The organism is Phyllobacterium sp. MT110, from assembly GCF_058792715.1.
Map to the genome: position 1 here is coordinate 2,177,313 of NZ_JBXAFE010000001.1, position 23,479 is coordinate 2,200,791.

The 23,479-nt window shown below is 61.2% G+C and carries 21 protein-coding genes and 1 riboswitch; of the genes, 5 read left to right on the forward strand and 16 right to left on the reverse strand.

What is annotated here, in order from left to right; translation table 11 throughout:
- Nucleotides 1-195: 195 nt before the first annotated feature.
- From AC1Q5O_RS10985 to AC1Q5O_RS11050, 14 genes are all read right to left on the reverse strand, one after another.
- A complete protein-coding gene (locus tag AC1Q5O_RS10985; RefSeq protein ID WP_223612483.1) occupies nt 196-1,287 on the reverse strand; it encodes an FAD-binding oxidoreductase in 1,092 nt (363 codons plus the stop codon).
- Between the two features lie 7 nt (nt 1,288-1,294).
- The gene (locus tag AC1Q5O_RS10990; protein ID WP_288193477.1) at nt 1,295-2,539 is read right to left on the reverse strand and encodes an aromatic ring-hydroxylating oxygenase subunit alpha; all 1,245 of its coding nucleotides are present in this window, start codon (nt 2,537-2,539) and stop codon (nt 1,295-1,297) included.
- 125 nt (nt 2,540-2,664) lie between these two features.
- A riboswitch (cobalamin riboswitch) is annotated at nt 2,665-2,864 on the reverse strand.
- Nucleotides 2,865-2,975: 111 nt separating this feature from the next.
- Nucleotides 2,976-3,686 (reverse strand): DUF1868 domain-containing protein, encoded by a 711-nt coding sequence (locus AC1Q5O_RS10995; protein ID WP_492562920.1) that lies wholly within the window; start codon nt 3,684-3,686, stop codon nt 2,976-2,978.
- Between the two features lie 80 nt (nt 3,687-3,766).
- Nucleotides 3,767-5,044, reverse strand: coding sequence for an L-fuconate dehydratase (locus AC1Q5O_RS11000; protein WP_492562921.1), 1,278 nt, complete (start codon nt 5,042-5,044; stop codon nt 3,767-3,769).
- A 37-nt stretch (nt 5,045-5,081) separates the two neighbouring features.
- Nucleotides 5,082-5,927, reverse strand: a complete 846-nt coding sequence (locus AC1Q5O_RS11005) for a fumarylacetoacetate hydrolase family protein (RefSeq protein WP_492562922.1) — start codon at nt 5,925-5,927, stop codon at nt 5,082-5,084.
- A gap of 166 nt (nt 5,928-6,093) precedes the next feature.
- Nucleotides 6,094-6,828: an SDR family oxidoreductase gene (locus tag AC1Q5O_RS11010; RefSeq protein ID WP_492562923.1), complete on the reverse strand. Its 735-nt coding sequence runs from the start codon at nt 6,826-6,828 to the stop codon at nt 6,094-6,096.
- A gap of 38 nt (nt 6,829-6,866) precedes the next feature.
- Nucleotides 6,867-7,316 (reverse strand): MaoC family dehydratase, encoded by a 450-nt coding sequence (locus AC1Q5O_RS11015; RefSeq protein ID WP_346307367.1) that lies wholly within the window; start codon nt 7,314-7,316, stop codon nt 6,867-6,869.
- Entirely contained in the window at nt 7,317-8,405 is a 1,089-nt protein-coding gene (locus AC1Q5O_RS11020) for a Gfo/Idh/MocA family protein (protein WP_492562926.1), read from the reverse strand. It lies immediately after the preceding gene.
- 195 nt (nt 8,406-8,600) lie between these two features.
- The gene (locus AC1Q5O_RS11025; RefSeq protein ID WP_492562928.1) at nt 8,601-8,930 is read right to left on the reverse strand and encodes an L-rhamnose mutarotase; all 330 of its coding nucleotides are present in this window, start codon (nt 8,928-8,930) and stop codon (nt 8,601-8,603) included.
- A gap of 4 nt (nt 8,931-8,934) precedes the next feature.
- The gene (locus tag AC1Q5O_RS11030; protein WP_492562930.1) at nt 8,935-10,047 is read right to left on the reverse strand and encodes a mandelate racemase/muconate lactonizing enzyme family protein; all 1,113 of its coding nucleotides are present in this window, start codon (nt 10,045-10,047) and stop codon (nt 8,935-8,937) included.
- A 2-nt stretch (nt 10,048-10,049) separates the two neighbouring features.
- The gene (locus AC1Q5O_RS11035; protein WP_492562931.1) at nt 10,050-11,147 is read right to left on the reverse strand and encodes an ABC transporter ATP-binding protein; all 1,098 of its coding nucleotides are present in this window, start codon (nt 11,145-11,147) and stop codon (nt 10,050-10,052) included.
- A gap of 11 nt (nt 11,148-11,158) precedes the next feature.
- Nucleotides 11,159-12,025, reverse strand: a complete 867-nt coding sequence (locus AC1Q5O_RS11040) for a carbohydrate ABC transporter permease (RefSeq protein WP_223612473.1) — start codon at nt 12,023-12,025, stop codon at nt 11,159-11,161.
- A 1-nt stretch (nt 12,026) separates the two neighbouring features.
- Nucleotides 12,027-12,923: a carbohydrate ABC transporter permease gene (locus AC1Q5O_RS11045; RefSeq protein WP_492562933.1), complete on the reverse strand. Its 897-nt coding sequence runs from the start codon at nt 12,921-12,923 to the stop codon at nt 12,027-12,029.
- A 108-nt stretch (nt 12,924-13,031) separates the two neighbouring features.
- Complete coding sequence (locus AC1Q5O_RS11050; RefSeq protein ID WP_492562935.1) at nt 13,032-14,348, reverse strand: ABC transporter substrate-binding protein; 1,317 nt, start codon at nt 14,346-14,348, stop codon at nt 13,032-13,034.
- Nucleotides 14,349-14,515: 167 nt separating this feature from the next.
- Here AC1Q5O_RS11050 and AC1Q5O_RS11055 point away from each other — a divergent pair, with 167 nt between their 5' ends.
- The 5 genes from AC1Q5O_RS11055 (at nt 14,516) to AC1Q5O_RS11075 (ending at nt 20,770) form a co-directional block, all read left to right on the forward strand.
- Complete coding sequence (locus AC1Q5O_RS11055; RefSeq protein WP_374042760.1) at nt 14,516-15,319, forward strand: IclR family transcriptional regulator; 804 nt, start codon at nt 14,516-14,518, stop codon at nt 15,317-15,319.
- Between the two features lie 17 nt (nt 15,320-15,336).
- Complete coding sequence (locus AC1Q5O_RS11060; protein ID WP_492562937.1) at nt 15,337-16,170, forward strand: amidohydrolase family protein; 834 nt, start codon at nt 15,337-15,339, stop codon at nt 16,168-16,170.
- Between the two features lie 268 nt (nt 16,171-16,438).
- Complete coding sequence (locus AC1Q5O_RS11065; protein ID WP_472460584.1) at nt 16,439-18,283, forward strand: monovalent cation:proton antiporter-2 (CPA2) family protein; 1,845 nt, start codon at nt 16,439-16,441, stop codon at nt 18,281-18,283.
- 26 nt (nt 18,284-18,309) lie between these two features.
- Nucleotides 18,310-18,861: a DUF924 family protein gene (locus tag AC1Q5O_RS11070; protein ID WP_492562939.1), complete on the forward strand. Its 552-nt coding sequence runs from the start codon at nt 18,310-18,312 to the stop codon at nt 18,859-18,861.
- A gap of 298 nt (nt 18,862-19,159) precedes the next feature.
- Nucleotides 19,160-20,770, forward strand: coding sequence for a TerC family protein (locus AC1Q5O_RS11075; protein ID WP_472460582.1), 1,611 nt, complete (start codon nt 19,160-19,162; stop codon nt 20,768-20,770).
- A gap of 156 nt (nt 20,771-20,926) precedes the next feature.
- Here AC1Q5O_RS11075 and zigA read toward each other — a convergent pair whose 3' ends face one another.
- Nucleotides 20,927-22,132, reverse strand: coding sequence for a zinc metallochaperone GTPase ZigA (gene zigA, locus AC1Q5O_RS11080; protein ID WP_472462453.1), 1,206 nt, complete (start codon nt 22,130-22,132; stop codon nt 20,927-20,929).
- Between the two features lie 70 nt (nt 22,133-22,202).
- A complete protein-coding gene (gene aztD / locus AC1Q5O_RS11085) occupies nt 22,203-23,408 on the reverse strand; it encodes a zinc metallochaperone AztD (protein WP_492562940.1) in 1,206 nt (401 codons plus the stop codon).
- Between the last annotated feature and the right edge of the window lie 71 nt (nt 23,409-23,479).

Below are 23,479 nucleotides of genomic sequence, written 5' to 3' on the forward strand. Positions count from 1 at the left end.
GCGTGGTTCGACAAGCTCACCATGAGGGAGAGGGTTGGGCTGCAATGCTAATCACAAGGATTGCAGGAATGGCTCCCTGCAATCCTCACTCTCCCTCATGGTGAGCTTGTCGAACCACGCACGATCGCAATGCGAGCCTTCACCGCCAGTTATTGCCTGCACTTGAGAACGAAGAATACCTCAAAAAGGCGGCGCTCAGGCTTCGATCTCCACATTGCCGAGCGGCTTGGTGCAGCAGGCGAGGACAAATCCCTCGTCGATTTCCTCGTCGAGAATACCGCCATTGTGATCCATCTCGGACTTGCCCGAGAGTTTCATCACCTTGCACGTGCCGCACAGGCCGGATTCGCAGGCCGCCGCAATGCGGATACCGGCGCCGCGCGCCGCCTTGAGGATCGTATCCCCCGGCATGCACGGCACGTCCATGCCCGACATGGAAAAGGTGATCGTCGCCGACGCTTCCACGGCGTCGGTGGACATCACATCGAAGGCGGGCAGGACGGGTTCGGCGGCCGGACCGAAGCTTTCCTGATGATAATGCGCCATGTCGAAACCGCTGGCTTCGAGCATACCGCGCACATCGCGCATGAAACCTTCCGGACCGCAGCAGAAGATCGTCCTGTCCTTGAAATCCGGCGACAGCAGCGGCAGCTTGGGCGCTTCCAGCCGCCCGCGGATACCGGTCCACACCTGCCCCATCTCGTGTTCCTTGATCAGGAACGACAGTTTCAGGTTGGGCATGCAGTTTGTCAGATATTCCAGTTCCCGGCGGAAAATGATGTCGCTGGGCCGGCGGGCGCAGGTGACGAAGCTGATATCGCTCTGCGGGGCGCAATCATGCATCCAGCGGGTCATCGACATCATCGGCGTGATGCCGGACCCGGCCGAGATGAACAGGTACTTTTCCCCCGGATGCCTGCGCATGGAGAAATCGCCGAGCGGACCGAAGGCCTTCAGCCGCATGCCGGGGGTCAAATGATCCAGCATCCAGCGGGTGCCGATGCTGTTCTCCTGCGCCTTGACCGTCACGGCGATGGTGAAGGGCCGTGACGGGCTGGAGGAGAGCGTATAGGTGCGCAGGACGGCTTCGGGCTGCACCGGCAGCTCGAAGGTCATGAACTGGCCCGGCTCATAGCGGAACCAGTTCTGGTTGTCGGAACGGAATGTGAAGGTCTTCACATTCGGCGCTTCCTCGATGATCGACAGACACTCCAGCAGATGCAGCCGGTCATTCCATGGCTGCATCTGGTCGAGGTGCGGGTAAGACTGAGGAACGCCCATGTTCATTGTGTACCTATGCTACCTTGCTGAGCCGCGTATCGCCGCCGGAGAGACGCTCTTCCATGAACCTGCAGTACCATTCGAGGAATTGCAGCACGCCGCCTTCATGCTCGGGCGAATAGGGTCCGGGCTCGTAGGCGGGCGAGCGAATGCCGAAGGCGTTTTCCTCGACGATCCGGCGGTCCTGGTCATTGGTCTCGAGCCAGACATGCGTCAGTTCCTCGATGGTGTAATCCACGCCCTCGACCGCATCCTTGTGCACCAGCCATTTGGTGGTGACCTGCGTTTCATCCGGGCCGAGCGGCAGCACGCGGAAGGAAATGGCATGGTCGCCGAGGATATGGTTCCAGGTGGTCGGGTAATGGAACAGCAGCAGCGAGCCGATCTGCTTCTCGTTGACACTGTCGCTGAGCTGCCGGCCGACGGCGCGGCGCCCGCTCATCGTATAGCTTTCCGCATCGCGCAGCAGCGGCACACGGGTGGCGCGGTACTGGCCATCATCGGACATGCGGAAAATGCTGGGCAGGCCTGCCGCTTCGCAGCGCTGCCAATGCGCGGCAATTTCCGGATCGTCTGCGGCGCCCTGGACACCGCTCACACTCGGCGCTTCCGGGAAGGTCTTGCACAGCTCGGGATGATTGGCCACGCAGTGATAGCACTCGCGGTTGTTTTCCCAGACCAGCTTCCAGTTGCCCTTTTCGACGATGGTGCTCTGATAGGCGACCTTGGTTTCGGTGAGGTGGTGCGGCGCGAGATAGGGTTCGATCAATGCGCGCGTCGCGCTGAAATCGACAGGATTCTGCGCCAGGCAGATGAAGATGTAACCGCCGACGCTTTCGCACTGCACCGGCTTCAGACTGTGCTGGCTGGCGTCGAAATCATCGCCCATCTGGCGGGCGAACAGCAGGCGCCCGTCAAGCTCGTAGGTCCACTGGTGATAGGGGCAGACGAGCTTGGCCGACGTGCCGCGCTCGGCTGAGCAGACGCGCGAGCCGCGATGGCGGCAGGAATTGTGAAAAGCCCGGATCTGGCCCTGGCGGTCGCGCACGATGACCACGGGATAGTCGCCGACCTGCACCGTGAAGAAGTTGCCGGGCTTGGCGACTTCGCAATCATGGCCGATGAACAGCCAGTCGCGATAAAAGATGTTCTCCATATCCAGCCGGAAATAATCCGGATCGGAATAGAAAGACTGTTCAAGGCCGTAGCCGGGTTTCCGGTTTCTCAGGTTCCGGAGCAGTTCGTTGCGTATATCCATGTCGTGTCCTCGCCTCGATGTTGCGAAAGAACTGACTGGTGGTGACGGAGGAAGAACGCCTGCACGGCCAGCCACCGGCTGGTGCCCGCACAGAATCATGCTCCTTGATCGCCCACCGCGATCAGTCGGTTTTTGGTACCGAGGCTGGTTTCCGGGCTCTGGAGTTGCCGTATCGGCTGTCACGACGCCTTCCCGGGGTTGTGACCCAGTGGCTGTTATGCCGTGTTTCACTCCACTACCGTTGCGGGGGCAGCGCCGGGTTTCCGACCGGCTTCCCAATTCTCCGCTTCCCTAGAAAAGCGGCACCTCAAGTGCCCCGATAAAAGCATCCGGCACCCAAAAAGAATAGGTGCGGAAACGACATCGCATTTACGTAAGACGACACGCCGGGCGCGTGTACACTATGTCGCAGATTGGCGATCAAACGGCCTCCGGTTCAATCCAGAACCACCAGTTCCTCGAAATGATTCATATCGGCAAAACTGCAGAATGCGGGCGGATTCAACGCAATGACCGGCGATTCACGCCGGATGAATGCTAGGCAATCATCCAGAAGTTCCTGCCAGGCCCCGAGCCTTTCGTCCGGGAACCGCGCGATCGGATAGGCCAGCGTGATGTGGAAGACATAGGTGTCGTGATCAGGATGCCGGTAACCGAACGGCACGGCCAGTTCGTCGCGCCAGGCGCGCATGATGCGCTCGTCATATTCACTCGCACCGGCCACGGTCAGGCCTGCGGGCGTGACATCGATCACCTCGACGTTGAACGGCCCGCATCCCTCGAAATCCTGAAGGCGATCCACGTAAAGCCGCGTCATGTCGTCGATGCTTGTCTCCAGTGGAACATCATCCGGCCAATAGGACGGGCGGCGGCGATATTCGATAATGCCCTGAAACAGCGTCATGTGCAGGCTGGAGACGGGGGTAAAGGCCAGTTGGCCGGCATCGGGCATCGCCAGAATCCGGTCGCGCACGGCAATGACCGAGGCTTCCGACTCGGAGCCCTTCACCAGATGGCAGACCACCGTATTGCCGGGTTCCGGCTGAAAGACGCCCGCGCCGTTGTAGCGCCGGCCGAGATGCACCGGCGGTTCCGGGTGCAGGCTGGCGGCAAAGCGGGCGAGCGAAGGCTTGATCAGGTCGAGCATGGAAACCCCGTGACGAGAGAAGACGATGCAATCGCCATAGGACAGCTCTTTGTCAGACTGATGAAGCCCCGCCCCTTTTCCTATGGCCGGTGGAGATATTCCTCGATCGACGCCTGTTTCATTTCAATCGAGAAACCCGGCAGCGACGGCGGCATATAGGCGGCATCCCGGATGTTGCAGGGATCGACAAAATGTTCGTGCAGATGGTCGACATATTCGATCACCCGCCCCTCCTTCGTCCCCGACACGGCGATGTAGTCGATCATCGACAGATGCTGCACATATTCGCACAGGCCGACACCGCCCGCATGCGGCCAGACAGGCAGTTCATATTTGGCGGCGATCAGCAGCACGGCCAGCACTTCATTGAGGCCGCCCATCCGGCACGAATCGATCTGCACCACATCGATGGCGCCTTCGGCGATGAACTGCTTGAACATGATGCGGTTCTGGCACATCTCGCCGGTCGCGACCTTCACAGGCTTGATTGCCTGCCGGATCTTACGGTGGCCCGCCACGTCATCCGGGCTGGTCGGCTCCTCGATGAAGAACGGCTTGACGAAGGCAAGCTTGTTGACCCAGTCGATGGCCTCGCCCACTTCCCAGACCTGGTTCGCATCGATCATCAGGATACGGTCCGGCCCGATCACCTCGCGGGCAATGGTCAGGCGGCGGATATCGTCTTCAAGATCGCGGCCGACCTTCATCTTGATGTGGTTGAAACCGGCGTCGACCGCTTCCTGACAGAGGCGACGCAGCTTTTCATCGGAATAGCCAAGCCAGCCTGCCGAGGTGGTGTAGCAGGGATAGCCTTCCGCCTGCAGCGTGGCGATCCGCTCCTTCTTGCCGCTCTCCGCCTTGCGCAGGATGGCGAGTGCTTCCTCGCGCGTCAGCACGTCGGTCAGGTAGCGGAAGTCGACGATATCGACGATTTCTTCCGGCGTCATCTCGCCGACCAGCTGCCAGACCGGCTTGCCCGCCTCCTTGGCAAGCAAGTCCCAGACCGCATTGACCACCGCGCCCGTCGCCAGATGCATCGCACCCTTGTCGGGCCCGATCCAGCGCAACTGGCTGTCGCCGGTGATGAAGTGCCAGAAGCGGCCGGGATTTTCCTTCACCCAGTCCAGTTCCAGCCCAACGACGAGATGCTTCATCGCTTCAATCGCCAGGCAGCAGATTTCATTGCCGCGACCGATGGTGAAGGTCAGCCCATGGCCGGACAAAGCCGTGTTGTCCGTATCGAGGATGACATAGGCGGCGGAATAATCCGGGTCCGGGTTCATGGCGTCCGATCCATCCAGGCTCTGCGAGGTGGGAAAGCGGACGTCGAAGACGCGAAGATCGGTAATGCGGGTCACAATATGCCTCTTGAATAATGTTGCGGGTCAGCACGCGTTAGACGTCGGCGCGTGCCACCTGTTTCTGGGTGCCAAGGCCGTCAATGCCCAGCTCGATCACGTCACCTGCCTTAAGGTAGCGCGGTGGCTTCATGCCCATGCCGACGCCGGGCGGCGTCCCGGTCGAGATGATGTCGCCGGGATGCAGCGACATGAACTGGCTGAGATAGGAGACGAGGAAGGCAACGCCGTAGACCATGGTCCGGGTCGAGCCGTTCTGCATGGTCTCACCATTGACCTTCAGCCACATGCCGAGGTTCTGCGGGTCGGCCACTTCATCTTTCGTCACCAGCCAGGGGCCGGTCGGACCGAACGTGTCGCAGGATTTGCCCTTGGTCCATTGCCCTGCCCGCTCCGTCTGGAAGGCGCGCTCGCTGACATCGTGCACGGTGCAGTACCCCGCGACATAATCCAGCGCCTCGGCCTCACTGACATATTTTGCCGCGCGGCCGATGACGATGCCAAGCTCGACTTCCCAGTCGGTCTTTTCCGAACCGCGCGGGATGACCAGATCGTCATTCGGGCCCGATATCGCCGATGTGGCTTTCATGAAAATCACCGGCTCCGGCGGAACGGCCATGCCGGATTCCGCCGCGTGGTCGGCATAGTTGAGGCCGATGCAGATGAATTTTCCGGTTCCGGCAACGCAGGGGCCGAGGCGCGGATTGCCGCCGACCCGCGGCAGGCTCTCTAAATCCAGCGCCGACAATTTTGCCAGCGCTTCCGGGTCGAGCACGGTCCCGGCAAGATCGTTCACCTTGCCGGAGAGATCGCGGATGTGCCCCTTGGCATCCAGCACGCCGGGCTTTTCCTGTCCCGGTTCGCCATAGCGTAGAAATTTCATCGTCTGTTCCTTCCGATTGCATGGGAGGAGGCTTCTGACAATTCATCCTGATGAGGGAGCTGGTGCGGTTTTCGAGAACCGGAGCGCAGTGGACATTTTCGTCCATGAGCACCGGAAGCGCAGAAAATCGCATCAGATGCCCATCAGGGTGGATTGGCAAAGTCTCCTAGACGGTCCAGCCGCCATCGATATTGTAAGCCTGCCCCGTCGTGTAGGTCGCACCGGCGAGATAGACGGCAAGGTCGGCAATTTCCTCCGGCAGGCCGAGACGGCCCATCGGCTGGCGCGCAATGAAAGCCGCGCGCGCGGCTTCGTAGTCACCGCCAGCGCGCATGCGCTGTTCCAGCGACGGGCTTTCCACCGTGCCGGGGCAGATCGCGTTGCAGCGGATGCCCTGCGTGATGTATTCGGCCGCCACCGATTTGGTCAGGCCGAGCACCGCCGCCTTGGTAACGCCATAGGCAAAACGGTTCGGTACGCCCTTCACACTGCTGGCCACCGACGACATGTTGATGATCGCCCCATCCCCGCGCTCGATCATCCCAGGCAGAACGGCGCGGATCGTGCGGATCATGGCCCGGACATTCAGATCGAGGGCGAAATCCAGATCCGCATCGGGCATTTCGAGGATTGAGCCGCCATGGACGAACCCGGCGCAGTTGAAGAGCACGTCAATCGGACCGATCTCGCCCGCAACCTGATTGACCTCTTCGGTTTTCAATACATCCAGCTTGCGCGGTTTGATCCCCGCCTCTTTCGGCAGCGCGTCGAGCAATTGCTGGTTGATGTCAGTGGCATTGACGATCGCGCCTTCCCGCGCAAAAGCCAGCACTGAAGCCCGGCCGATGCCCTGCCCTGCCGCTGTGATCAAAACCCGCTTGCCTGCAAGCTTACCCGTCATTTCAAACCTCCATTTGGCACATTGAGGTGCCCGTCATATCAAGTTGTTCTGCGCTCGGCGATCAGGATATGGTCCGCCGCAAGCACGACTTCATCACGTTGATTGAGAACTTCGCAGCGCTCGACCACGCGCCCGCTCCCGGGGCGTTTCGGATCGTCTTCCTTGGCGCTGATGGTCACGCGCGTGCGGATCGTGTCGCCGATGAAGACCGGCCGCACGAATCGCAGACGATCATAACCGTAGGAGAAGGCCACAGGGTTGATCAGGCTGGCGGTGAGGCCGACACCGATGGAAAAGATCATCGTTCCGTGGGCAACCCGCTGGCCGAACGGCGTGGTCTTGGCAAATTCGGCATCCATATGGTGCGGGAAGAAATCCCCGGTATGGCCCGCATGCACGACGAAATCGGTTTCGGTGATCGTGCGGCCCGTCGTGGTGCGCACATGGCCGATGGCATAATCCTCAAAATAGATGGCCTGTTCAGACATTCACGCCTCCGGCTTTCGCGCCAGCGGTGTCGCCGGCGATGCACTTGATTGATAGGCGGCTTCGACCAGCGCCATGGTATGCCAGGCGTCTTCGACCGAACTCACCAGCGCCTTGTCCTCGCCGCTAGCAAAGCGCTGCAGATTGGCCATGCGCCCGACAAAGGCATCGGGAAACCATGCGCCTTGCAGCGGAACATTGATCCAATCGGAGCCGCCCTTCGGGTAGATCATCAACGCGTCCGGTTCACCGCGCGGATAGTCGAGATTGACCCCGAGCTTCACATAGGCGGCGCCTTCGGTGCCGCTGATGCGGAACTCGCAGGCCTGGAATGTGCGGCCGAATTTGTGGTCGTGATTGATCGACAGCGAGCAGCGCACCCGATCGCCATAGTCCAGGATCGCGCTCGTCCGCGTCTGCGCCACCGCGTGGCCGGGATGTCCCAGCGTCTTCGCGTGCACGCCCAGCGGATTGCCGAGAATCTCGCGGATCACATCGATGTAGTGGATCGAATGCATGGCGATCTCGACACGCGGCAGACCGTTGAGAAACGGCCACAGCGACCATGGCGTGTCGAGCGCCAGCCAGGCATCGAAATCGATGACCTCGCCCAGCCAGCCCTGCGCGATCGCGTCCTTCAGCGCCAGCATCATCGGGGCAAACCGCAGCTGGAAATTGACGGCGGCGGTGATGTTGCGCTCCCGGCAGATCGCAAGAATTTCCGAGGCCTGCACAAGATCGCTGCCCATCGGTTTCTGGATCAGGGCAAAGGAACCCTCCGGCAGGGCTTTCAGCACGTCCGCATGGCGCGCGGGCGGCGTGGCCAGATCGAAAATGGCGTTTTCGACGGCCGCGGCTTCCGCCACCGATGCATAGGCAGTCACATTCCATTCAGCGGCAATTTCCGCGGCCTTCGCCTGATCGGGATCGAACAGACCGGCGATGGGAAAGCCGCCTTTCCGGTAGGCCGGATAATGCGCATCGCCGACAATGCTGCCCGCCCCGAAGGTCACGATGGGGCGCGGCGTCGCCGGAAGCGGCCAGCTTTGCTGCAGGGTGGATGGATTGAAGGGTTTTGCAGGTGTTTGCACGCTTCAGATACCCCCCTCTGCCCTGCCGGGCATCTCCCCCACAAGGGGGGAGATCACATTGGCATCAACACCTTTGCACACTAGGAAATGTTTCAATTTTCGCGAAGACGGCAATGCAGGCTGATCTCCCCCCTTGTGGGGGAGATGGGCGGCAGCCCAGAGGGGGGTGAAAGGACGGTTGTTCATTTGTATTCCTCAATCCAAATGGAAGACTTCATCCATCATCGCCCACCATTCGCCCGGCGCCCGCGTTGCCAGCGGCACCTGACAGGGCATGCAGACAGCCCACCATTCCTTATTTTTCGGATCGGCGGCCATGCGGGCCATATCCGCGTCAAAATCCGTGCCGTGATATTCCCACGTGCCGAACAGGATATTCTCCGGCTCGCGCAGGAAGATCGTGTAGTTGCGGATGTTGCAGCTTGAAATGAGCGTCAGGATTTCCGGCCAGACAGCCGCGTGCAGGCGCTTGTATTCCGCCACCTTGTCGCCGTTCAGTCCGATCATCATGCCCATGCGCTGCATCAGCCTAACTCCGGATTTCCGTGGTGAATTCATCGATGCTGCGTGCCTTCACCGCATCCCAGTCCCAATCGATGCCGATACCGGGTTCCGATGGCGCGATGGCGTAGCCATCTTCGATGCGCATCTGCGTGCGTGTCAGGTCGTCCAGCTGCGGGATATATTCGACATACCTGCCGTTCTGCACCGCGCAGGTGAGGCTGACATGCAGCTCCATCAGGAAGTGCGGGCAGACCGGCATGTCGAAGCTTTCAGCGGTATGCGCCACCTTCAGCCAGGGCGTGATCCCGCCGATACGGCCCACATCCACCTGCACGATGGAACAGGCGCGCTTCTGCATGTATTCGCGGAAATGCCGGATCGAATAGAGCGACTCGCCGACGGCCACCGGCGTCTGCGTCGCCGCGGACAGGCGCACATGGCCGTCAATGTCGTCGGCCGGCAGCGGCTCTTCCAGCCAGGCGAGGTCAATATCGCGCAGCACCTGCGAGCGCCTGATGGCCTCATCCAGCGTAAAGCCCTGGTTGGCATCGGTCATGATCTCGAAACCGGCACCCACCGCAGCGCGCACCGCCGACAGACGGTCGAGATCTTCCGACCCGTGCGGGCGGCCGATCTTCACCTTGGCGCCCTTGAAACCCTTGGCTTTCGCCTGCAGCGCATCATCCACCAGCGCCTGTTTTTCGATATGCAGCCAGCCGCCTTCGGTGGTGTAGAGCGGACAGCGGTCTTTTGCCCCGCCCGCCAGCTTCCACAAAGGCAGGTTCTGTTTCTTCGCCCGCAGGTCCCACAGGGCGATATCGATGGCGGCGAGCGCAATCGCGGTGATCGCACCGATGGTTGTCGCGTGGGTGGCGAACTCGAGCTCACGCCAGATCGCCTCGATCTGGTCGGCATCCCTGCCGAGCAGGCGCGGCACCAGATGGTCCGAGAGCAGGCGCATCACCGAGGAACCGCCGGTGCCTATCGTGTAGCTGTACCCCGTACCCACAGCGCCATCGCTGTCGGTTATCGTGACTATCGGCGTTTCCTGCGAAACAAAGCTCTGGATGGCATCGGTCCGCAGCACTTTCGGCGGCAGGTCGACCATCCGCAATTCGACGCGTTCGATTCTGGCCATGGTCAGCTCCGCAGGGTTTTGCCGGTTTCAGCCGAGAAGAGATGCGCCTGCGACAGGTCGAAACTCAGCTTGATCGTTTCGCCCGCCGCAAGCGGGCGCGGGTTGAGCATGCGCGATACCCATTCCTTTTCACCCAGCGTGATGAACACCAGCGTCTCGTTGCCGAGCGGTTCGGTGATCGAGACCGGCAGCGACAGTTCATGAACGTCGGTCGCTTCGCCGGAACTCAGGCCATGGCCGGTCGGATAGATATCGTCGGGACGCAGGCCGAAGATGACCTTTTCGCCCGCAACCACCTTGTTGCGGAATTCGAGCGGCAAAGGCAGGCTCTGCCCGCCCTTCAATACCAGCCTGCCGCCATCGACCGTGGCTTCGTTGAGGTTCATCGGCGGCGAGCCGATGAATCCGGCGACAAAGCGCGTGGCGGGACGCTTGAACACTTCCTCCGGCGTGCCGACCTGCTCGATATAGCCGTCCCGCATGATGACGATGCGGTCGGACAGCGTCATGGCCTCCACCTGATCGTGAGTCACGTAGATCATCGTCGCCTGCACCTTGGCGTGCAGACGCTTGATCTCGGTGCGCACCTGCGTGCGCAGCTTGGCATCGAGGTTGGACAGCGGCTCGTCGAACAGGAACACTTCCGGCTTGCGCACGATGGCGCGGCCCATGGCCACGCGCTGGCGCTGGCCGCCGGAGAGCTGCGACGGACGGCGATCCATGTATTTTTCCAGATCGAGAATGGCAGCCGCTTCATTGACGCGCTGGTCGATCTCCGCCTGCCGCACCTTGCCGATCTTCAGCGAAAAACCCATGTTTTCGCGCACGGTCATATGCGGATAGAGCGCATAGGACTGGAAGACCATCGAGATGTTGCGGGCGCGCGGCGGCAGGTCGTTGACCGGCTTGCCGCCGATCTCGATAACGCCGTCGCTGATGTCTTCCAGACCGGCAATCATGCGCAGCGTCGTCGACTTGCCGCAGCCGGACGGTCCGACCAGCGCGATGAATTCGCGGTCCTTCACCTCAAGGTCAATGCCGTGGACGACATCCACATTGCCGTAGCGCTTGACCAGCTTTTTCAGGGTTACGGGTGCCATGGGTAGAGCCTTTAACCTTTCACCGCGCCGAACGTCAGTCCGGACACCAGATGCTTTTGAATGATGAATGTGAGGGTCAGCGCCGGAACGATCATGACCACGGCGAGCGCGCACATGCCGCGCCAGTCAATGGTGAATTCCGACGTGTAATCGAGCAGCCCCACGGGAAGCGTCTTCGAATTGACCGAGCGGGTGATCTGCGATGCCAGCGCATATTCGTTCCACGAGGTCAGGAAGGCGAAAATGCCTGCCGAGGCGATACCCGGACCCGCCAGCGGAAACTCCACCTGCCAGAACGCCTGCCAGCGCGTGCAGCCGTCGATCTGCGCGGCCTCGGCCAGATCCTTCGGCACCTGGCGGAAGAACCCGTCGATCAGCCAGATGGTGAAGGGCACGTTGAGGGCCACATAGATCAGGATCATGGAAAAATGGGTATCGATGATGCCGAGCCGGGCAAAAATCATGAACAGCGGCAGCGACAGCGCGATGCCGGGAACCGCACGCGTCAGCATGAAGCCGAGGAACACCGCCGACTTGCCCTTGAACTTGTAGCGGGCAAAGGCGTAGCCGCCGGCCATGCCGATGATGAGCGCGATCACGGTGGAGGTAATGGAGATGATCAGCGAATTGCGGAAATACTCCCAGACCGGAATGCCGCCCTGCCCGGCGCCGCCGAACATGGAGCGGTAGGCATCGAGCGAAATGTCCTGCGGAATCCACACGGGCGGCTTGGCCATGATCTCCACCGTGGGGCGGAGCGAATTGAGAACGATCCACAGCCCCGGCAGGCAGATGACCAGCATGGCCAGGAACAGGCCGACCAGATGCAGGACTTTCAGGCCGCGGCGCTTGAGACGATGTGCGTTGTTCTGATCCATCTTACCACTCCGCTCCGATCTGCTGGCGCGCCGCGGCGAGCTTTCTGAAGAAATACACGGTGAACAGGATGGAAAGCAGGATCGAGATATAGGCCATGGCGTTGGCCATGCCCATGCGCGCATCGCTGTAGGCCGTGCGGCCGACCAGCGTCCACAACAGTTCCGTGCGCTTGGCCGGGCCGCCATCGGTCATGATCTTGACGATGTCATAGGCGCGCGCCACGTCGAGCGAGCGGATGGTCATGGCGATCATGGCGAAGGGCATGAGGTAAGGCCAGGTGACATAGCGGAAGGTCTGCCACGGCGTACAGCCGTCGACCCGCGCGGCTTCCACGGGCTCCTGCGGCATGGCGAGCAGGCCGGCCAGAATCAGGATCGCGAAGACCGAGGTCGAGGACCAGATTTCCGCAACAATGATCGAGAACAGCGCCAGATTGCCGTCGATCAGCCATGGGATGGCCGATGTGGTTATCCCCAGCGACTGCAGCACATTGTTGACGAAGCCGATATTGTCATTGAACAGGAATTTGAACTGGAAGCCGACGAGCACCGGCGAGAACATCATCGGGAACATCATCAGCGTGCGCAACAGGCGCTGGCCGTGCGTGGCCTTGTTGACCAGCATGGCAAGGCCAAGGCCAAGGAACATTTCGGCGTTGAGCGCGATGGTCAGGAGGAGAACCGTCCGTCCGAACGCGGTCCAGAACTCCAGGCTCGTCAGCGCACTCATATAATTGCGGAACCCGATGAGAACCCAGATCGTCTCGGGTTTGGTCAGCCGGAACGGCGTGAAGCTGGAGTAGAGCGAAAACAGCAGGGGCAGGACGATGACCGCAGCCAGAACGATAATGGCAGGCAGCAGCAGGAGCGTCGGCGCTGATAGTTTGGGAAATTTCATCGGAGATATTGGCCTTTTAATCTCTGCTCTCGGGTAGGTCGCATGCGTTACCCCCCTGTCCGGCAGGATAGAGGGGGGTGACATTCATCACCCCGCCTCCCAACCGCATCAAAGCTTGCCGGCATCCTTGAGGATATCGGTTGCCTTCTGGGCAGCAGTGTCGAGCGCTTCCTTGGAGGTCTTGTCTCCGAGGATGGCAGCCTGCAGCTCCGGATAGACCGCGTTGGAAATCTCGATCCATTCGGCGAGCGGCGGAACCGGGAAGGCATTCTTCGCCGCTTCCTGGAAAGCCGCCAGAACCTCCGTCTTGTACGGATCGCTCTTGGCCTGCTCGATATCCCAGGCCCAGACCGCCGTACGCGTCGGCAACGGGCCGGCCTTCGCTTCCAGCTTCTGGCTGTCTTCGTTGGTCAGCCACCAGACGAGCGAAGCGGCGGCTTCCTTGTTGGCGCAGGCTTCCGTGACCGAGAAGCCATGGCTGCCGGACCAGCCGGTCCGCTTGCCCGACGATCCTGCCGGCTGAACCTTGACACCGACGTTGCCCGCAACCTTCGAGGACTTCGGATCGTTGAAGAAGCTTGCCCAGCCCGGCCAGTCCAGATTGATGGCGATGGAACCGGAGGCAAAACCCTGGCCGAGATCGTCCCACAGATAGTTGGTCGTTCCCGCTGGAACCGCCTTGGCCTTGTAGAGATTGACGAACCAGTCGAGCGCCTTGATGCCCGCGGCCGAGTTGAAGGCGGGCTTGCCATCCTTGTCGATGTACTCGCCGCCTTCGGCGACCAGCATTTCATAGAAGCGGCCATTGATCGCCTCTTCCTTGCCGGCAAACTGCGTGCCGTAGAAATCCGGCGCCTTGGTGAAGAACAGCGCCTGGTCCGTCACCTGCTGCCAGGTATCAGGCGGCGTCAGGTCATAGCCATACTTGGCCTTGAACGCCTTCTTGTTGGCTTCGTCGGCATAGATGCTCTTCTGGTAGTACAGCGCGGAAACGTCGAACTGCGCGCGCGGCAGCATCACCAGCTTGCCATCGAGCGTCGAGGCCTTGATGTTGGCCGGCACGAACGCCGCGACTTCCGCCGCCGGTATCAGCGCCGTCAGATCCGTATAGATCTTCGGGTATTGCGGCGCGAAGGATGAATGGTTCGAACCGACGCACCATTTCAGACTGCCCGAGGCGATATCCGACTTGATCTCCTTGTCGAGCTCGAAGTGATTCTTCTTGGACAGGATGTTGACCTTGGCGCCGGTCAGCTTCTCCCACTCACCGATGCGCTCGTACAGCGGCTCATATTGCTGGCCGCCGATCAGTTTGGCGTCGATGGTGACGCCCGCGAATTTGCCCGGCAGTTCGGCGCCAAAGGCAAAACTTGTGCTCAACAGCGCGATAGCGCCGGCCGAAACACTGGCTAGCAGGTTTTTCATGCAGTTCCTCCCAACATCCAGAGTGCCGCCTCCCGGCACTTTTCTTCACCCATATATGGGCGTGTCATTCATATACAAACATTTACAGGCTTGACCGTCAAGCGCGGAAACGCTTTCCTATGAAGATAATCTTCGTATATGCATTGAGTGAAATGAGGGGGACAACCATGTTGGAAGAAGACGACAGCGACCGGTATCGCGCCCCGGCACTCGACAAGGGACTGGACATTCTCGAACTGCTTTCGGGCATCGACGGCGGCCTGACCCAGGCGGAAATTGCCAAGCATCTCGGCCGCAGCCCCAATGAGTTCTACCGCATGCTCGACCGGCTGGTCCGGCGCGGCTATGTCACCCGGCTCGAAGGCGACCGCTACTCCCTGACGCTGAAACTGTTCGGCCTCGCCCAGCTGCATGCGCCGGTTCGCCGGCTCGCTTCCTATGCCACGCCGCTGATGCGCGATCTTGCCGTCCTGACCAAGCAGGCCAACCAGCTCAGCGTCTTTGACCGCGGCGCCGCAGTCGTCATCGCCCAGCAGGAGGCGCCGGACTATTGGGGCATTTCCATCCGCGTCGGCTCGCATATCAGCCTCTTCAATACCGGCTCCGGTCACGTGCTGCTGGCGTTCCGCTCGGATGAGGAACGCGCCATGATGATTGCCGAATATGAAAAACACGCCGATGATATTGCCCAGCCGGCGGATTTTCGCGAGCGGCTCGATCATATCCGCGCGCGCGGCTATGAAATCATGCCCAGCGCCCAGACCGCGGGCGTCTACAATATATCCGCGCCGATTCTCGGCCCCGATGGCCGGTCGATCGCGGCCCTGACCTGTCCCTATATCAAGCTCCTGAACATTCCCGATGCCCCGGACGTCGATCAGGCGCGCGAAATGCTGGTGACGACGGCACACAAACTCTCCGAGCTTGCTGGCGCGGATGTCATCCATTCCAGCGTTGTGCGCCACGCGTGAACGGGAGCAGATCAGGCATGTTCATCGACACACACCTTCATCTCATCGACCAGTCGGCCCTGCACTATCCATGGCTCGCCGGCGTCGAAGCGCTCAACCGGGATTTTCTCTACGGCGAGTATGCGCTGCAGGCGCAGCGGGCCGGAATAGTCCGGGCACTGCACATGGAAGTGGATGTGACTCCATCCGAAATCCAGACCGAAATCGATTACGTCGCCAGCCTCGCGAAGCAGGAGGGCAGCCTGATTGCCGGGGCGATTGCCGCATGCCGCCCGGAAGAGGCCGGTTTTGCTGCCCATCTTGAACGCCAGCAGGCCAACCCGTTCGTCAAGGGTTTTCGCCGCATCCTGCACACCATGCCGGACGATCTGTCGGAGAGTTCCCTGTTCCGCGAGAACATCCGGCGTATGGGCGGCTCGGGCCTGACCTTTGATCTGTGCGTGCTGCCGCGCCAGATGGACAGGGCCATCGCCCTGGTCGATCTTGCCCCTGACGTGACCTTCATTCTCGATCATTGCGGCGTGCCTGACATCAAGGGCGATGATTTCGCCACCTGGCGCGGCAAGATCACCGAAATCGCCGGACGTGCCAACGTCATCGCCAAGATTTCCGGCATCGTCGCCTATGCCGACGGTGAATGGCGCGCGGAGACGCTCAAACCCTATGTGCAGCATGTCATCGGCAGTTTCGGCTGGGACCGGATTGTCTGGGGCAGCGACTGGCCCGTCTGCACGCTGGGCGGCGGCCTTGCCACGTGGATCGCCGCAACGCACGCGCTGGTTTCAGGATGCAGTGAAAGCGAAAAGACCAAACTGTTTTCCGGCAATGCCAAGCGGCTGTGGAGGTTGTAGGCGTTGGTTCACCTTTAACCCCCCTCTGGCTTGCCAGCCATCTCCCCCACAAGGGGGGAGATCAGCTTTCACAGCAGTTTCGATCCGTTCTGAGACATTGCAAAGTAAGCACAAGTGCAGATGCCGATGTGATCTCCCCCCTTGTGGGGGAGATGTCCGGAAGGACAGAGGGGGGTGATAAACCATCCACAACCTCAAATCCCTTGCCTGCCAGCCCCCGGCGCTTTACCTCTGGTAACCAGCAGTACAACCAATGGCGGGAGATACAATGGCAGCGGAGCTTCATGGACCGGACCTTCTCAGTGCCGTCGTGCTTTTGGGCGCAGGCGTCGTCGCCGTGCCCGTCTTCAAGCGGCTCGGTCTTGGCTCCGTCCTCGGCTATCTCGCCGCCGGTCTGGTGATCGGGCCATTCGGCCTCAAATTCTTCTCCGATCCGCAGACGATCCTGCACGTCGCCGAACTTGGCGTCGTCATGTTCCTGTTCATCATCGGCCTTGAAATGCAGCCGTCCCGCCTCTGGGGCCTGCGCAAGGAGATCTTCGGCCTTGGCGCTCTGCAGGTGGGTGTCTGTGCGCTGCTGCTGACCGGTGTCGGCATCGCCACCGGTTTTCCCGTCGCCATATCCTTCGTCGCCGGGGCCGGTTTCGTCCTGACATCGACGGCCATCGTCATGCAGCTGCTGGAGGAGCGCGGCGAGATATCAAGCACCAAGGGCCAGCGCATGGTCTCGATCCTGCTGCTGGAAGACCTGGCCATCGTGCCGCTTCTCGCGCTCGTCGCCTTCCTTGCGCCGATCGCCGCCACCGATGCGCCGCCGACGGGCCTGCGCTGGATGGATATCGGCATCGGCGTCGGCGCCGTGGTCGGTCTCATCGTGGCCGGCCGTTATCTGCTCAACCCCCTCTTCCGCTTCCTCGCCCAGTCCCGGGCGCGCGAGGTCATGACTGCCGCCGCCCTCCTCGTCGTGCTCGGTGCCGCGCTCGTCATGCAGGTCAGCGGCCTCTCCATGGCGATGGGCGCCTTCCTTGCCGGCGTGCTCCTGTCCGAATCCACCTTCCGGCATCAGCTCGAAGCCGATGTCGAACCGTTCCGCGGCATCCTGCTCGGCCTGTTCTTTCTCGCCGTCGGCATGTCGCTGGACCTGAGCGTCGTCACCGCCAACTGGCGCAGCGTGCTGTTCTACGTCGCCGCCTTCATGGTGGTGAAGGGCATCGCGATCTATATCGTCGCCCGCCTGATGCGCTCGTCCCACACGGAAGCGCTGGAGCGTGCCGTCGTGATGGCGCAGGGCGGCGAATTTGCCTTCGTGCTCTATTCCACCGCCACGTCGGTCGGCATTCTCGACGGCCGCGCCAATGCCATGCTTACGGCCATCATCATCATCTCCATGGTGCTCACCCCGATCGCCATCATCGGCCTGCGCTATATCCTGCCGCGCGAAAAGCAGTCGCTGGATGGCGTCGACGTCGCGGAAGGCCTGTCCGGCAGCGTCCTTGTCATCGGTTTCGGCCGGTTCGGGCAGATCGCCAGCCAGCCGCTGCTGATGCGCGGCGTCGATGTCTCGATCATCGACAATGATATCGAGATGATCCAGGCCGCAGCCGAATTCGGCTTCAAGGTCTATTACGGCGACGGCACGCGTCTCGACATCCTGCATGCGGCAGGCGCTGGCCGTGCGCAGGCCGTCCTCATCTGCGTCGACAAGCCCGACACCATTCTCGCCATCGCCGAGCATATCAAGGCGGAATATCCGCTGGTGCAGGTCTATGCCCGCTCCTTCGACCGCGGCAACACGCTGGCGCTGATCAAGGCCGGCGTCGAGTACCAGATCCGCGAAACCTTCGAATCGGCCCTGTCGTTTGGCGAGAACACGCTGATCGGCCTGGGCGTCGCGCCCGAGGAAGCGGCGGAGATCATCGGCGACGTGCGCCAGCGCGATGCGGAACGCCTCGACCTGCAACTCGCCGGCGGCATCCGCGCCGGCAACGATCTGATGAGGGGCAACGCACCGGTGCCAGGCCCCCTGGTCAAACCACGGCAAACCGGCCGGGCTCTGAGCGAAGAAACCGCCCGCGTGCTGCCGGCGGCGCAAACCGCCGACAGTGCAAACTGATTGCAACCACCATGGAAGGACAAGCAATGGTTGAAATCGATCAGGCCATCATCGACGGTATTGTCGGCTTCTGGCGCAAGGCCGGACCCGACGCCTGGTTCAAGAAGGATGCGGCGTTCGACGAAACGTTCCACCAGACCTTTCTCAACAGGCATTTCGCCGCCGCCCGGCGCGACTATGACCACTGGATCGAAACCGCCGACGGTGCGCTGGCGCTGATGATCCTGCTCGACCAGTTCCCGCGCAACTGCTTTCGCGGCACCGGCCACATGTATGCAACGGACTCGCTGGCGCGTCATTACGCCGGAGAGGCGCTGGAAAGAGGCCATGATCTTGCCCTCGAGCCGTCCGTGCGCGGCTTTCTCTATCTGCCCTTCATGCATTCGGAAGACATCGACGAGCAATTGCGCTGCGTGAAGCTTTACACCGCATCGGCCCCGAGCCAGCTCGAATGGGCTGAAGATCATTACAACATCATCCATCGGTTTGGCCGCTTTCCCCATCGCAACGCCATTCTCGGGCGGAAATCCACGGCGGACGAACAGGCATTCCTCGATGCGGGCGGCTTTGCCGGATAGGCGGATTTGCGGCTCCGCCGCCGAATTTTCGCCACACCCTCTTGAACGCGGCCGTGCAGACTGCCATTATAAGCGCATCTGGCACCCGTAAGTTTCACCCATGACGCCAGTCAAACAGGGACTGACCGCGCCTCGATGCCGGACGAACAATCTGAAGAGCCTCCAAGTCCGGACTTGCGAAGCAAGCTGACTCTGCCCGCGCAGCGTCAGCAACAATTCCCGTTTTTCTCCCCAACATCCGATTTGGCCTGCGTCGCGGGCGGATTTGCGCTGGCTTTTCCAGCCGCATCCGCACGCCATGTCGCGCCCTGACCCGCATCTCTTAGAAGGAACCGACTTCCCAATGGAATGGATTGCCGACCCCAATGCCTGGATTGGTCTCGCCACGCTGATCGTGCTCGAGATCGTACTCGGGATCGACAACCTCGTGTTTATCGCCATCCTTGCCGACAAGCTGCCGCCGAGCCAGCGCAACCGCGCGCGCATCGTCGGCCTGTCCCTCGCCCTGATCATGCGCCTGGCGCTGCTTGCCTCCATCTCCTGGGTGGTGACACTGACGACACCGCTGTTCAGCGTGGCGGGTTTCGGCTTCTCGGGGCGCGACCTCATCCTGATCATCGGCGGTCTGTTCCTGCTGTTCAAGGGCACGATGGAACTGCACGAGCGTCTTGAAGGCCATATGTCCGCCAAGGAATCCAACGTCGCCCATGCGGTTTTCTGGCAGGTCATCGCCCAGATCGTCGTGCTCGATGCCGTCTTCTCGCTCGACAGCGTGATCACCGCCGTCGGCATGGTCAAATCTCTGGAAGTCATGATGATCGCCGTTGTCGTGGCGGTAGGCGTCATGATGCTTGCGTCCAGACCGCTCATGGCCTTCGTCAGCCGTCATCCGACCGTCGTCATCCTCTGCCTTGGCTTCCTCATGATGATCGGTTTCAGCCTGATCGTCGAAGGCTTCGGCTTCCATATTCCGAAGGGCTACCTCTACGCCGCCATCGGCTTCTCCGTCCTCATCGAAGCGGCCAATCAGGTCGGACGGCATAACCGCGACAAGCGCATCACCTCGATGGACCTGCGTGACCGCACGGCGGGCGCGGTGCTGCGCCTTCTCGGCGGCGGCCGTTCCGGCGACGCCAGCCATCACTCGGATGCGCTGGATGTGATTGCCGAGCAGACGGCAGCGGGCGAAGTCTTCCACCCTGAAGAAAAGGAAATGATCCGCGGCGTTCTCGACCTGGTCGAGCGGCCGGTGCGTTCCATCATGTCGCCGCGCAACGAGGTCGAATGGCTCGACCTCAACGAGACCAACGAGGAACTGCTGGCGGAAATCCGCACGCTCTCGCACAGCCGCGTAGTTCTCGCCCGCGGACGGGTCGATGAGTTTGTCGGCGTTGCCCTGACCAAGGACCTGCTGTTCGCCATTCTCGACGGCGGCAAGATCGATTGGGACAAGGTGACCCGCCAGCCCTTGATCCTGCACGAGAATGCCAACGTATTGCGCGTGATGGAGCAATTGCGCGGCACGACGGTACAGATGGCGATTGTTCTCGACGAACACGGCTCATTCGAGGGCGTGGTCACGCCGACGGATATCCTCGAGGCCATCGCCGGCGACTTCCCGGATGAAGGCGAGGAAAGCCCGATCCTCGAGCGGTCGGAAGACGGCAGCATGGTGGTGGACGCCTATATCGACATCCGCCGTCTCGGCGGCCTGATCGAACGCGACCTCGTCGATGACGGCGACCGCTACACGACGCTGGCCGGTTACATCCTGTGGAATCTCGGCCACATCCCCGCCCAGGGCGAAAAGCTGAAGGTCGATGATTACGCGTATGAAATCGTCGAAATGGACGGCCGCAACATCGGCAAGGTGCGGATTTCGCCCACCGAAACCGCCGCCTATATCTGATCCCATCAAAAATATTCCCGCCCCGGCTGACCCCGGGACGGGAATGGAGCATCGTCCGGCAACACGACCCGCTGGATTTGGCCTATGGTCCCAGCGGTATGATTGTCGTGTCTGTCGTGCGGTGCTCAGCGTCAAACCCTATCAATCCGGCCGAAATCAGGCGGCCTGCCGGACCCAGCTTGGGAATGGGTCGAACAGGTCTTCCCACTTGCCTGGCGTGAACTCGTCCGCGTCCACCAGACAGGCGTCGAGCTGTGCCCGCAGGTGCACTTCATTCATCGGATCGACGCCGATGAAGACAATCTCCTGCCGCCGGTCGCCCCAGACCTTGTGCAGGTAGGGCTTCATGGATTTCAGCCATTCCGGATGCTCCGGCCAGCGGTTGCGCGGGATCGACGACCACCACAGCCCACGTTTTTCCGCCCGCACCAGCGCACCGGCCTGGCTGAGTTCGCCGACATAATCCGGCCGTGTCGCCAGCCAGAAAAACCCCTTGGAGCGGATGACACCGGGCCAGTTCCTGTCGAGAAAGGCATGGAGCTTCTGCGGATCGAACGGACGCCTCTCGCGGTAGACGAAGGAGCGGACGCCATATTCCTCGGTCTCCGGCACATGGTCGGCAAAGCCGTTCAGTTCCTTGAACCAGAGCGGATGCTCCTGCGCCTTGTCGAAGTCGAACAGGCCGGTATTGAGCACCTCATCCAGCGGCACGTCGGCAAAATCCGTCTCGATGAGTTTTGCATCCGGGTTGAGCGCGCGGATGATCTTGCGCGCCAGATCGCGGTCGTACAGGGACGAATCGGAAATCTTGTTGAGGATGATGACATCGGCAAACTCGATCTGGTCGACCAGCAGATCAACCAACGTACGGTTGTCGGCATCGCCGAGCGATTCCCCCCGGTCCTTCAGAAAATCCGCCGAGGCGTAATCTTTCAGCAGATTCGCCGCGTCGACCACGGTCACCATGGTGTCGAGTTTTGCCACATCGGACAGGCTGCGGCCGTTTTCGTCGCGGAAATCGAAGGTCGAGGCCACCGGCAACGGTTCGGAAATGCCGGTCGACTCGATGAGGAGATAATCAAAACGTCCCTGCTTGGCCAGGGCTTCCACCTCCTGCAGCAGGTCATCGCGCAAGGTGCAGCAGATGCAGCCATTGGTCATTTCGACCAATTGTTCATCGGTGCGCGAAAGATTGGCGCCGCCGTCGCGTACAAGCGCGGCATCGATGTTCACCTCGCTCATATCGTTGACGATGACGGCAACGCGCCGCCCCTCGCGATTGTTGAGAATATGATTGAGCAAAGTGGTCTTGCCGGCTCCGAGAAAGCCCGAGAGCACCGTGACCGGAAGGCGGTTGGGTATGGCTGTGTTGTGCATGGCTATTGCCCTCTTGGAATGGCCTGCCGCGAGGGCCGCAGCGGGCCGGATAACGTCAGTCGTGAACTTCGCCGGAGCCGCCGACGGCCACGACATTGAAAGGCTTGCCTTCGAGCGCGATCTCGCGGTCCTTCGCGAAGGCGGCCGCCTTGATCACGTGCAGACGGCTCTTCAGCGGATCGCTGACGATGATCTCGTCACCGGCGACGGCGATGCGCGGCCGCGGCAGGCTCCAGTGGCCGTCCATGCTGTAGGGTTCCGTCAGCTTGATCGACTTTTCGATTTTGGCGGTTATGACATTCAGCTGATGCAGCTGCCCGTCCTCGGTGAAGATGTAGGCGAACCGCGGACGCGCTGAATCGACGGCGAAATGCACGCGGCGGGCGGGCAGTTCGATCCGGCGGAACGGTTCGGCATTGCCCGGCTCGACCAGCACCACCGCCTGCGGACCGTAATTGCCGAGGAAATACTGCAGGCCCTTGCCGCCGAGAAGCGTGGTGATCTTGCCGTCAGGCAGCGATGACGCGTAGGCGAGATGGTTGATCTCGGGCGCATCCGCGCCGGATTTGACCAGAAGCAGCCCGGTCTTGCAGGCGATGGCCAGTATATTGCCGGACGACGCTTCCCCATGCAGGTCAGGACATGCATATAGCGCGCCGACGGGATAGCCGTCGCCGCCGAGAACCTTGATGCCGATGGGGAGCTCATCCACCGGCTTTTCCGGGTGCGGCTCCGTCACCAGCACCATACCGCCATAGGAGACGGCAACGCCGTGATGCGGTGACGCGAGCTTGATGCTGCGCACATCGGCTTTTCCGGCAAGCACATCCTTTTCCCTGACGACCTTCACCACACCATCACCGTCAAAGAACTGGGCGATGTTGCCGTTGTGATCGACGAAGTGCGAAGGCCGCTGGCCTTCCAGTTTCAGATCGAGCAGTTTCGGCGCCTCGACCTTGAGATCGCCATGGGCGCCGTGGTCTTCAACGGCAATTCCGGTCGACAGGACCGCCACCTCGCCGCCATCCCGCTGCACGGCAAAAATTGTTTTCCCGCTGTCGGACAGCGACAGGCCGGCCGGCGCCTTCACCTTGAACGTATCGACAATCCCGCCGGTTCGCGGGTCGAGCACGCGGATGGTCGGCTCGGCGTGATCCGAGACGAAAACGCGCCAGGCGGTCTGCTCATTGGCCAGGGCGGGCAAGGCGGCAAAGCCGAAGACCATGGCGAGGGGCAAAACTTTTTTCAGATGTCGTGACATGCTTGTTCCTTCATGCATCGTGGGAGTCCACAGGTATAATGTAATAACATTACATTGATGCCAATGAAAAA